The 11,068-nt window shown below is 69.1% G+C and carries 13 protein-coding genes; 9 read left to right on the top strand and 4 right to left on the bottom strand.

Annotated features, from left to right (window positions below):
* The first annotated feature begins 558 nt into the window (after positions 1-558).
* From ACFXI3_RS22385 to ACFXI3_RS22370, 4 genes are all read left to right on the top strand, one after another.
* Positions 559-846 carry a DUF397 domain-containing protein gene (locus tag ACFXI3_RS22385; RefSeq protein WP_378401827.1) on the top strand — a complete coding sequence of 96 codons (288 nt, stop codon included), beginning with the start codon at positions 559-561 and terminating at the stop codon, positions 844-846.
* Between the two features lie 139 nt (positions 847-985).
* A complete protein-coding gene (locus ACFXI3_RS22380; protein WP_350564592.1) occupies positions 986-1,879 on the top strand; it encodes a helix-turn-helix transcriptional regulator in 894 nt (297 codons plus the stop codon).
* Between the two features lie 31 nt (positions 1,880-1,910).
* A complete protein-coding gene (locus ACFXI3_RS22375; RefSeq protein ID WP_344283598.1) occupies positions 1,911-2,780 on the top strand; it encodes an SAM-dependent methyltransferase in 870 nt (289 codons plus the stop codon).
* A 40-nt stretch (positions 2,781-2,820) separates the two neighbouring features.
* Positions 2,821-3,369 (top strand): phosphoribosyltransferase family protein, encoded by a 549-nt coding sequence (locus tag ACFXI3_RS22370; RefSeq protein ID WP_344283595.1) that lies wholly within the window; start codon positions 2,821-2,823, stop codon positions 3,367-3,369.
* On the opposite strand, the gene ACFXI3_RS22365 is transcribed toward ACFXI3_RS22370, so the two are convergent.
* Complete coding sequence (locus ACFXI3_RS22365; RefSeq protein WP_378401824.1) at positions 3,370-4,212, bottom strand: NAD(P)H-binding protein; 843 nt, start codon at positions 4,210-4,212, stop codon at positions 3,370-3,372.
* Positions 4,213-4,301: 89 nt separating this feature from the next.
* Between ACFXI3_RS22365 and ACFXI3_RS22360 the strand changes: the two genes are divergently transcribed.
* Positions 4,302-4,679: a winged helix-turn-helix transcriptional regulator gene (locus ACFXI3_RS22360; RefSeq protein WP_378401822.1), complete on the top strand. Its 378-nt coding sequence runs from the start codon at positions 4,302-4,304 to the stop codon at positions 4,677-4,679.
* A gap of 8 nt (positions 4,680-4,687) precedes the next feature.
* Here the strand turns inward: ACFXI3_RS22360 and ACFXI3_RS22355 are convergent, their stop codons facing one another.
* Positions 4,688-5,527, bottom strand: coding sequence for a helix-turn-helix transcriptional regulator (locus tag ACFXI3_RS22355; protein WP_378401820.1), 840 nt, complete (start codon positions 5,525-5,527; stop codon positions 4,688-4,690).
* 101 nt (positions 5,528-5,628) lie between these two features.
* Here ACFXI3_RS22355 and ACFXI3_RS22350 point away from each other — a divergent pair, with 101 nt between their 5' ends.
* Positions 5,629-6,393: an SDR family oxidoreductase gene (locus ACFXI3_RS22350; RefSeq protein ID WP_378401818.1), complete on the top strand. Its 765-nt coding sequence runs from the start codon at positions 5,629-5,631 to the stop codon at positions 6,391-6,393.
* Between the two features lies 1 nt (position 6,394).
* Here the strand turns inward: ACFXI3_RS22350 and ACFXI3_RS22345 are convergent, their stop codons facing one another.
* Positions 6,395-7,849, bottom strand: coding sequence for an amidohydrolase (locus tag ACFXI3_RS22345; protein ID WP_378401816.1), 1,455 nt, complete (start codon positions 7,847-7,849; stop codon positions 6,395-6,397).
* 492 nt (positions 7,850-8,341) lie between these two features.
* On the opposite strand from ACFXI3_RS22345, the gene ACFXI3_RS22340 reads away from it, so the two are divergent.
* Genes ACFXI3_RS22340 through ACFXI3_RS22330 form a run of 3 tightly spaced genes read left to right on the top strand, consistent with a single transcriptional unit; the run spans position 8,342 to position 9,773 of the window.
* Entirely contained in the window at positions 8,342-8,677 is a 336-nt protein-coding gene (locus tag ACFXI3_RS22340; RefSeq protein ID WP_378401814.1) for an ArsR/SmtB family transcription factor, read from the top strand.
* Positions 8,674-9,144: an SRPBCC domain-containing protein gene (locus ACFXI3_RS22335; protein WP_378401812.1), complete on the top strand. Its 471-nt coding sequence runs from the start codon at positions 8,674-8,676 to the stop codon at positions 9,142-9,144. The genes ACFXI3_RS22340 and ACFXI3_RS22335 overlap by 4 nt, the downstream gene beginning before the upstream one ends.
* A complete protein-coding gene (locus tag ACFXI3_RS22330; protein WP_378401810.1) occupies positions 9,144-9,773 on the top strand; it encodes a dihydrofolate reductase family protein in 630 nt (209 codons plus the stop codon). Before ACFXI3_RS22335 ends, ACFXI3_RS22330 begins: the two co-directional genes overlap by 1 nt.
* A gap of 41 nt (positions 9,774-9,814) precedes the next feature.
* Here the strand turns inward: ACFXI3_RS22330 and ACFXI3_RS22325 are convergent, their stop codons facing one another.
* Complete coding sequence (locus ACFXI3_RS22325) at positions 9,815-11,041, bottom strand: alkaline phosphatase (protein WP_378401808.1); 1,227 nt, start codon at positions 11,039-11,041, stop codon at positions 9,815-9,817.
* Positions 11,042-11,068: the final 27 nt, after the last annotated feature.

The following is an 11,068-nucleotide window of genomic DNA, read 5'->3' as shown; positions in this document are numbered from 1 at the left end:
AGCTCCGCTCGTCTCTGCCCTGCCCAGCCCAGCCCAGCCCAGCCCAGCCCAGCCCAGCCCAGCCCAGCCCAGCCCAGCCCAGCCCAGCCCAGAGAGTGTCGCCCCGATACCCAGATCCGCAACACACCGGCGAAGCCCGCGCCCCCAGCCGAGCCGACCCGATCCGAGCCGCAGCCACCCCAACCGCAGCCGCCGGTGCTCATCGCGTCGGATAGCCGCATCGCAAGCGGCGCAACCGAAACAGCACCGAACAGCCCGCCTAATCAACCGCTCAACAGGTGTTATCAACTGCAGACACCCCTGCTCGCTCCCCACCCCCGAACAACCACGAAAAAAGCAACCCCCACCCCAACCATCAACGAAATCCGCAAAACAAATTACACATTGCACGTGCGAAAGCACCCCCCAATGCACGAGAAGTGTCCATTCAGGTGAAATCCCCGAAGCACAGCGCGAATGATCCACCGGCCCACTACCCTCAGGAATATTCCGAACACATTCCGTGCATCGCGGAATATTCCATTACCCGAACCGAAAACAAGAAAACGAGGGGTTGCAGTGGACACCTTCGACCCGCACGACCCGCACGAGCACCGGCACGCGCACCCGGCCGCGGCGCATCGCCTTCCGGCGGCGGGCCCGGGGGCGAAATTCCCCGACCACGCCTGGCGGAAACCCGCCGCCTGCGGGCCGAATTCCGGCAACTGCGTCGAGGTCAACCTGGCCGCCCACGGGCTCGTCGGGGTGCGGGACAGCAAGATCGACAGCTCCCCCGTGCTGGTCTTCGACCGGGGCGAGTGGACCGAGTTCGTCGCCGCCGTGCGGCGCGGGGAATTCGACGGCTGACCAGGCACGACGACAATCCCGCCCTGCCGAAACCGCCGTCCGGCCGCAAGGAACCTTGCGAAAAAGGCGCCGACCCGGAGTATTGTCCGCCGGGTCGGCGCATTATCATCGGAGGTTCTCACATCGGCCCCTGGACGAAATGACGGAGCCCCTGGTGACCTCGCCGATCCGGCAACCGCCGCCCTCCCTGCGGACCCAGCGTTCCCGGCTGGGCTCCCGGATCCTCAAGTGGCGCACCGAGCGCGGGCTGACCCAGGTCGACCTCGCCGACGGGATCGGCTGCAAGCAGCCCAAGATCCAGAAAATCGAATGCGGCAAGGCGGGCACCCGGCCCGACGACCTCGAGCGGATCATCGAGGTGCTGGACATCCCGCCCGCCGAGGCCGATCAGCTGCGGGAACTCAACCAGGCCAACGATCCTTCCGCGCGCCGGGCCGAGCGGAGGATGATCACGCCGCAGTGGTTCCGCGAGATCCTCGAACGCGAGCAGGCCGCTGCGGAAATCCTCAGCTGGACCGGAAACCGCATCCCGGGGCTGCTCCAATCGGAGTACTACATGCTCGCGCAGTTCCAGGCCAGCCGCCAGGAGCGGGTCACCGACCGGGTCGCCGAACGCAAGGCGCGGCAACGGCTTTTCGACGCCTGCCCCGGCCCGCGGGCGATCTTCATGATGGAGTACAGCTGCATCGAGAAGCTCGTCTACGGCACCAAGGCCAGCATCGCCACCGATCAGCTCGAGCACATGATCCGGATCGTCGAAACCCACCCGTTCGCCGAGGTCCGGATCCTCCCGCGGGACGCGGCCGCCTACCCGGACGAGGACTTCACCATCCTCCGCTTCGGCCACCCCGACCTTCCCGATTTCGCTTACCAGGAAAGCAAGGTCAAGCTGATCACCGTGGCGCAGGGCCAGGACGAGTTCGCCTCCTACGAGGAATCGTGGGAAGCCCAGCTCGCCGCCACCCTGTCGCGCGATCTGTCCCTGCAGTACCTCAAGGAATGGGCGAGCCGCTGCGCTCCGCCCGCCCGCTGACCGCAGTCCCGAACGAAAGGAACAGCCACCGGTGGCCGACGAACCCTTCCCGCCTCCCGGGGTCGATCTCGACCACCCGAGCGTCGCGCGGGTGTACGACTACTACCTCGGCGGCACCACGAACTGGACGATCGACCGGGACTTCGCCGACGAGGTGATCCGCGAGTTCCCGCTGATCCGCCCGATCGCGAAGGCCAACCGGCTGTTCCTGCACCGGCTCGTGCGGCACCTGGTGAAAAAGGGCGTCCGCCAGTTCGTCGACATCGGCTCCGGCGTGCCGACCATGGGCCACGCGCACCAGGTCGCCGACGAACTCGCGCCGGGCGAGAGCCACGTCTGCTACGTCGACTACGAACCGGTCGCCGTCGCGCATTCGGAAACCCTGCTGCGCGAGGCGGGCGACCTCGACCGGCACGCGGTGATCCACGCCGACATGCGCGATCCGAAGCGGCTGTGGGAGCAGATCGCCGCGACCGGCGTGATCGACGTCGAGAAACCGCTCGCGCTGCTGCTGATCGCGGTGCTGCACGTCCAGCAGCCGCCCGCCGAGGACAGCGGCGGCACCGAAGACCTCGGCCCGTCCATCGTCGCGCAGTACCGCGATCTCCTCGCCCCCGGCTCGTTCCTCGCCATCTCGCACATCACCGACCAGGGCGTTCCCTCCGACGTGGACGCCGGGCTGGTCGAGCTGAAGCAGCTCTACGACCGGTCGAGCAGCCCGGTGATCTGGCGGTCGCGCGAGGAGATCCAGGCGCTGTTCGGGCCGTTCGAGATGCTGGAGCCGGGGCTCACCTGGACGCCGTCGTGGCATCCGGAGGAATCCGGCGAGGGCGCGCCGCAGGTGGAGTTCCTGACGCCGGCGCATTCGGTGATTCTCGCCGGAGCGGCGCGGAAGCCGTAAATCGCTCGCTTCGGGCAAACGCCGCTGCGACCATCGACGCATGCGTACGAGCACCGTGGCGGACCGGATCCGCGAGGCCACCGTCGTGCTCGGGGACCGGACGGACCGCCACCGTTTCCCCGACCCGACGGGATGGTGGCGTACGCCCGAACTGCTGCGGGAACTCGGGCCGGCGCTCGCCGGGTTGTTCGCCGACGAACGGCCGAATGTCGTACTGGGCCCCGAATCCCGCGGGTCGCTGCTCGGGCCGCTGGTCGCGGTCGAACTCGGCGCGGGCTTCGTCGAGGTGCGCAAAAACCGCTACCCGGCCTGCGATTCGGACCGGTGGCTCCAGCGCACCTCGCCGCCGGATTACCAGGACCGTCACCTGAGGCTCGGCTTCAGCCGCCGTCTGCTGCGGGCGGGCGATCGCGCGCTGCTGGTGGACGACTGGATCGACACCGGCGGCCAAGCCTTCGCCGCGCAAGCCCTGGTCGCCGACGCCGGGGCGACGTGGATCGGGGTCGCCGTGATCGTCGACGGGCTCGTCCGCCACGAACCCCGTCGACAGCTCGGCGTGCGATCCCTCCTCCACTCCCGCGATTTCTGATCACCGGAACGCATCGGCGTTACGGCTGGCCCACGAAGCGAACGACGTCGCCGGACGGCCCAGCACCACCTCGACGTCGGAGCTGACGCGTAGCTCCTCCGGCGTGGGCTCGCCGAGGATGGCGAGTGTGCCGTCGGCGACCGGCTCCGGCATCTGCTGCAGCATTTGCTCCCGGGCCTGCGCACGGCCGAGTTCGACAAATTCCAGCGGCTCGCCGAGCGCAGCGCCGAGGATCTCCGCGCGCTGCCGCGGACTCGTCGCCTCCGGCCCGGTGAGGACATAGGTCTTGCTCGCGTGACCGCGTCCAGTCAGTGCGGCAGCAGCGACTTCAGCAATGTCGAGCGGATCCACGGCAGGGAGCGCGACGTCGCCAAACGGAGAGAAAACCTTGCGCTGCGCCCGAATCGACGGGATCCACGCAAAGGTGTTGGTCGTGAACCCGCCGGGACGGATGACCGTCCACTCCAGACCGGACGACCGGACCGCCTCCTCCAACGCGGCCAGCGGCGCGTGCGAAACCGCTCCGGGCCGAGTACCGGCGGCCTGTGACGACTGCAGGACGACCCGGGTGACACCAGCGTCGACGGCAGCCCGCAGGACGGCTTCCCCGTCGACGTGTGCTCCCGCGCCGGAGACCAGCAGAAACAGGGCGTCCGCGCCCTTCAGCGCCGGGACCAGGCTGTCCGCGTCAGCCAGATCCGCGACCATCGGGGTGACGCCGGGCAGCGAAGGCGGCGGGGAGCTCACCCTGCGGGACACCGCGGTCACGGCGTGGCCGGCTCCGGTTAGGGACTCGACAAGCAGGCGGCCTACGTTGCCCGTGGCACCAGTGACGACGATCATGACTTGCTCCTCAGCTAGGGGTCGAAAGCGACACAGCGAGGCTAAAAGCCGCCGTACAGTAGGTTCCCCAGGGAAAGTATTGGAGCCGCATGACCACCACCGAGCGCACCACGGCCGATCCGCTCGCCGCGTGCCGGATCAGCCCGGCCGTCGACCTGCTGTTCAGCCGGTGGACGACCCCGATCCTGTGGACGCTCAGCCAATCCGGTCCGGTGCGCTTCGTCGAGTTGGAGCGACGGCTCGGCGCCACCGGGAAGGTCCTCACACAACGGCTTCGCCAGCTTGAGCGGGACGGACTGGTGGAGCGGCGCTACTACGCCGAAGTGCCGCCGCGCGTCGAGTACGAGATCACTGAGCTCGGCCGGAGTCTGTCGCCGGTGTTCGCCGCGCTCGCGAACTGGACGGACGAACACCTGCCGACCGTCGAGAAGGCCCGCGACTCCTACACCGGCCCGCTTCCGCGCTGATGCCCTAGCTAGCCCGCGAACTGCTCGTTCCCCAGCACGCCCAGCAGCTGGATCTTCTCGAACGCCTCGCTGCGCGGCGGCGCGGTCAGCACCAGCAACGCCTGCGACTGGTCCTCGGTGAACAGCACCTGGCAGTCCACCTCGATCTCCCCCAGCTGCGGATGCACGAGCACCTTGTGGTCCTCAAACCGTTTGGCCACTTGATGTTCGTCCCACAGCCGCGCGAACTCGCGGCTCTCGCGAGTCAACGCGCGCACCAGCTCGCCCGCGCGCGATCGCGGCCCCATCGACCCGTGCACCACCCGGAGATTCGCCACCAGCGCGCGGCTCTGCCGGTCCCGGTCGTGTTCGGGATAGACCAGCCGCTCGTCCGGGTTCGTGAACCACCGGTAGATCTCGCTGCGCGCCAGCCCGGTGTACTGCGACCGGTCGCCGTACAGCGCCTCCGCGAACCGGTTTTGCACCAGCACCTCGCCGAGGTTCGACAGGATGAGCGCGGGAGTGTCCGACAGCCGGTCGAGCACCCGCAGCAACGCCGGCGCGACGTGCGTCGCCGCCACAATCGGGGACGGCGCGGTACGGCCCGCGAGATGGAACAGGTAGTCGCGCTCGTCGTCGGTCAGCCGCAGGGCTCTGGCCAGCGCGGCCAGCATCTGCTCGCTCGGCTGCGGTCCGCGCTGCTGCTCCAGCCGGGTGTAATAGTCGGTGGACATCGCCGCCAGCGCCGCGACCTCCTCGCGCCGCAACCCGGTCGTCCGCCGCCGCGCGCCCGCGGGCAGCCCCACGTCTTCGGGCCGCAGCCCCTCGCGACGGCTGCGGAGGAAAACCGCCAGCTCAGCTCGATCCATGTGTCCAGTATCGGCTCGGCCGCGCGCGCCAGCCAGGGATCGCCGATCCCCCGATATGCGGTCTCTGCCGCCGCTGGTCCGATCCACCGAGACTCAGTGGCATGAACATCACCGGAAACACCGTCTTCATCCCCGGCTCGACCAGCGGCATCGGCCTGGCCCTCGCTCGCGAACTGCAGGCGAAGGGCAACACCGTCATCGTCGGCGGCCGGCGGACAGAACTGCTCACGCGGATCGCCGCCGACAACCCCGGTCTCGACACTGTCCAGATCGACACCACCGACCCGGCGAGCATCGAAGCCGCGGCGAAGGAGGTGCTCGCGAAGCATCCGGAGCTCAACGTGCTCGTGCCGATGGCGGGCATCATGCGCGTCGAGGACTGGCACCACCCGGAGTCCTTTGTGGACAGCGCGGAAGCGACCGTGACCACCAACGTCCTCGGCCCGATCCGGCTCATCGCCGCGTTCGTCGAGCACCTGCAGACCCGTCCGGACGCCACCATCCTCACCGTCTCGTCCGGACTCGCCTTCGCGCCGCTGAAAGCCACGCCGAGCTACAACGCGTCCAAGGCCGCGATCCACATGCTCAGCGAATCGCTGCGGCTGCAGTTGGCCGACACCTCGGTGAGGGTCATCGAGTTGGAGCCGCCGTCCGTGCGCACCGCTCTTCTCCCCGGGCAGGAAGAGAGCGAGTTCGCGATGCCGCTGGACACTTTCGTCGCCGAGGTCCTGGAGTTGCTCGAAACGCAGCCGGACGCCACTGAAATCCAGGTTGAGAACGTCAAATTCCTCCGCCACGGCGAAGCCCGGGGCGACTACCACCAGGTTGTGGCGACGCTCAACGCCGCAGACCCACACGGGAAGTGAGCTACGCCAAGTACGTCGGCCGCCCCGCCACGATCGTCGCCGACACCGGCATCTCCCGAAGCTCCTTTGTGGACAGTCCACTCGGGTCAGCCGCCGTCAGCACCAGATCAGCCACATCGCCGACCTGGACGCCGCGGCGGCCGCCCGAGGACGCCGCCAACGCGTCCGCGAGCGGGATGGCTTGTTCCGGATGCCACGGTTCCCGCTCGTCGTCAGTCCGCCCGACCGCGGCGGCGATCCCGTCCCACGGATCCAGCGGCGCGACCGGCGCGTCCGAGCCGAGTTCCAGCCGGGCACCGGATTCCAGCAAGGCGCGATAGGCATACGCACGCTCGGTGCGACCGTGCCAGTGCCGGTCGGCGACGTCGCGGTCGTCGGGCTGGTGCGCGGGCTGCACACTCGCGACCAGCCCGAGCGCGGCGAACCTCGGCACGTCCTCGGGCCGCAGCAACTGAGCGTGTTCGATCCGGCCCGGACAGCCGATCTCAGCGAACGCGTCGAGCGCGATGGTGTTGGCGTGGTCACCGATCGCGTGCACCGCCGGAGTCAACCCGTGTTCGTGCGCGCGGCGCATCAACGGCACCAGTTCCTCCGGCGGCAGCTCCAGCAACCCCTTCTCGCCGGATCCCGGGTACGCCTCGTGGCAGTAAGCAGTGCGAGTGTTGAGCGATCCGTCGACGAACAGCTTGAACGGGCCGACCGTGAGCAACCCTTCGCCCGTTGCCAGCACGTCGCCGGTTCGGTGTCCTCTTTGGATGGTCTCGTCCAGCAGATACCGGGCGATGACACAGGAAACCCTTGTCGCCGGTTTCGCGGTGGCTGCCCGACGAGTCCAATCCGCCACCGTGTCCGCGTATTCGTAATCAACGACCGACGTCACGCCCCGCTTGGCCGCGGCCGTCAGCGCGTCCGCGACCCAACCGTCCTGAACCTCGACCGGCGCGGAGGGCAACGCGGCAGTCGCGCTCATGCAGTCGTTCTCCAGCAGCACGCCGGTCGGATGCTCTCGCCCGATGAGCTTCAACGCCGCCGGGCTGAGCCACAGCGTATGCAGATCCGCGCTGAACAACGCCACCGCGCGGCCGGGGAGCGCCCGCTGCAGCAGATCCTTGTGCGGCTTATCCGGCCAAAGCCCGTCCCGGAACCCGACTCCGACGACGAGTTCCCGCGCCGGAGCGTCGAGCAGTTTCTCCATCAGCAGCTCGACCGCTCCCACGGCGGACTGCGCGCCGTCCAGCGGGATGCGCCTGCGGAAACCCGCCCACTGGACCAGATGCGCGTGCGCGTCGACCAGCCCGGGCAGGAGCGTGCCGCCATGCCCGTCAAGCACGCGCGCGGCGAACCCGGCCCCAGCGCCCGGTTCCCCGACGGCCGACACGACGCCGTCGCGCACGCGGACGTCGGCGAGCGGCCCCTGCAACCCGACCCGGACCCGGCGGAGGAGAAGATCGTCCATGCGCCCAGCCTGCCAGGCCGCCCCCGTTCGGGTGAAGCGGGAATTCCGGTGCGGGGGCGGACGTTGGAATGGGTATCCACAAGCCAGGCAGCCGTCGCCCGCCGAAGGGTCAGGGCCGGTCAGGAGCGCCGCCTTCACAAGCCGCGCAGGGTTCGACTCCCTCGGTTGCCACTTCTTTTACCCGCTGAAACGCGGTTTTGTGTGCGCGGACTGCCGGGCTGCCAGCGTTCGACGGGTTGAGGCGGGCAGCTCACCGGGGCCCTCGGCGACCGCGGTCAGCCCCAGCCGATCTTCGCGCCCGTCCGCCGCCAGTCCAGCTCTCCCAGCAGATGTCCGGCCCTCATCCGTCACACGGCCAGCGACGCGCTCTTCGACCAGCCCGCGCAGATCAAGCGAAGGCCATGCTCGCCGAACCCGAGCGCAATCCACCGCGTCACCCCTCCCAACACTTAGCCCTTGCGCTAACTATCCGCACCCGCAATACTTAGCTCCATGGCTCAGTATTCGACCACCCTCGACGGGGTCTTCGCCGCCCTCGCCGATCCGACTCGGCGGGCGGTCGTGCGGCGGCTCGGGCGGGGGCCGGCAAGCGTGGGCGACCTCGCGGGCGAGGCGCCGATGACCTTGCCCTCCTTCATGAAGCACGTGCGGATGCTCGAGTCGCACGGACTGATCCGCACCGTGAAGTCCGGGCGGGTGCGGACCTGCGAGCTGAACCGCGAGCGGTTCGCGCTCGTCGAGGACTGGCTTGCCGAGCAGCGGCGGGTCTGGGCCGGGCGCACCGACCGGCTCGAGCGATTCGTTACCAGCCAGGAGGACCAGCCGTGAATCCCGACCTCGATCTTTCCCTCGACCGCGTCATCCGCGCGCCCCGCAAGCGCGTCTGGGACGCCTGGACCGACCCGGCCAGCCTCGCGCGGTGGTGGATTCCCGAGCCGCTTTGGTGTCGCGTCGACGAACTGGACGTGCGCGCTGGGGGTGCGTTCGTCACGCGGATGAGCGAGGACGGCGACACCTTCGTCCCGCATCTCGACGCGTGCTTCCTCGTCGTGGAGGACTATGAGCGGATCGTTTTTACGAACGCGCTCGACAGCGGCTGGCGGCCGGCGAGGCCGCAGCCGGTCGCGATGACGGCGGAGGTCGTTCTCCGCGATCATCCGGACGGCACGGACTATCGCGTCGTCGTTCGGCACGGGGATCCAGCGGCCCGGGAACGGCACGCCGATCTCGGATTCGCGGACGGATGGGGCACGGTCACCGCCCAGCTCGCACGAGTAGCGGAAAGCGGTTCCTGATGCGGGTCACGATCACGGCGTTCGTCACCCTCGACGGCGTCAGCCAAGGGCCTGGATCGTCCACAGAGGACACCAGCGACGGGTTCTCCCGCGGCGGCTGGTTCGTCCCGCACCTCGACCAGAGCTTCGTCCGGCGCGCCTCCGAGTGGCTGGACCTCGCCGACGGGTTGTTGTTCGGCCGCCGTACCTACACCTCGTTCGCCCGGGATTGGCCCGCCGTCGACGATCCGGACGATCCGTTCGCCGAGCGGATGAATTCACTGCCGAAGTACGTCGTGTCGAACACGATCGAAACCGGCGGCTGGGCGCCGACCACGGTGTTGCGCGGCGATCCGGTGGCCGCAGTCCAGAAGCTCAAGGAGCGGCCGGGCCGGGAGCTGCAGATTCACGGCAGCGCCCGGCTCGGAAGCACGTTGCTGTCCGCCGGAGTCGTGGACAAAGTCCGGTTGACCATGACGCCGACAGTGCTTGGCGCGGGACGTCCGCAATTCCCGCATCCGGGGTCGGCGACCGGGTTACGGCTCACCCACCACGAAGCGACGCCCAGCGGGTTGGTGCTGCTGGAGTACGACGTCACCGGAGAAGCCGCTCTCGGCGACTACGACGGGGTCACGAATCTGGCCTCGTGAGCGGCGATCCCGGTGAGAACCGCGATTGCCACACACGAGGGTCAAAGGTGCGCGGCGGAAACCATCGCGCGGTAGACGTCGGTGTTGTCCAGCGTTCCGTCGAGCCGGTCCGAGCCGGGGCCGGTCGCGGTGACCGGGGTCGGCACGCCGCTGTGGTCGCCGGTCGTCCAGTCGACGGTCAGCGAAAGTTTGGTGCCGGGAACGGGAAACGGACCGTCCTCGTTGCCTTCGGGGGCACCGTCAGTGTCCTCAATGGCCAGTCCGCCGGTCTCGTGGTCGCCGCCGATGATGACCAGGGTGTCCGGGTGCGAGCGGGTGAAGCGAAGCACTTCGGAGACAGCCGCGTCGAGCGCGCGGCCCGCGTCGAGGACGCCGTGGGCGTTGTTTTCGTGGGACATTCCGTCGATGCCTTCTTCTTCCAGGAACAGGAAGAAACCGCGCGGGTTCGCGGAAAGCGTGTCCAGCGCCTTCCGCGCCATCACCGGCAGCGCGACCTTCGGCTGGTACGCACCCTTGCCGTCCGGGCCGTAGTCGACCATGTCCTCGTTCGCGAACAGCCCGAGCAGCCGCGGCGCGCGGGTCGCGGCGAGTTCGCCGGCGTTCCGCACGTAGGTGTAGCCGGAGCGCTTCGCCTGGTCGATGAGATTGCCGTGCGTGCTGCGGCTTTCCTCGCCCGGCTTGTCCGGCCACGCACCCGGATCGCCCTTCGGCAGCCACCAGTCCTCTCCGCCGCCGAGGAGGACTTCCGGGCGGCTTTCGGTGATGTACTGCTTGGCGATGTCGCTCTGCAGGTCGCGGGAAGGCACGTGCGACGCGAACGCGGCCGGCGACGCACCGGTGACCTGCGCGGTCGTGACCAGACCGGTCGATTTCCCGGCGCGTTTCGCCTGTTCGAGGACGGTCAGCAGCCGACGGCCCTGCGCGTCCTGGCCGACCGCGCCGTTGCGCGTCTTGTGCCCGGTGGCCAGCGCGGTCGCCGCCGCGGCCGAGTCGGTGACGAGTTCTTCCGAGTCGGCGGGGTCGGTGTGCACCATGCCGGTGACCGGGAGCCGGTTCATCACCAGGTCGCCCGCGCGGCCGGTCGTCGCCAGCCGGACGAACTCCCGCTGCGCCGCGCCCATGCCGTCGCCCTGGATGTAGACGATGTTGCGCGCCTTCGGATGCCAGCCGCTGGAGTCCGCGGCGGGACCGTCCCCGGCCATCGCGACCGCGGGCACCGCTCCGGCCACCGCGAGCACGGCCGCGGTGAGCACCATCGTCTTGCGCATCCGGATCCTCCTTTAGTTAGGAAGCTT

This window comes from Amycolatopsis sp. NPDC059235 (assembly GCF_042754125.1).
GTDB lineage: Bacteria > Actinomycetota > Actinomycetes > Mycobacteriales > Pseudonocardiaceae > Amycolatopsis > Amycolatopsis albidoflava.
The sequence above is the reverse complement of the archived record's forward strand: the minus strand, read 5'-3'. Positions and strand labels throughout refer to the sequence as shown.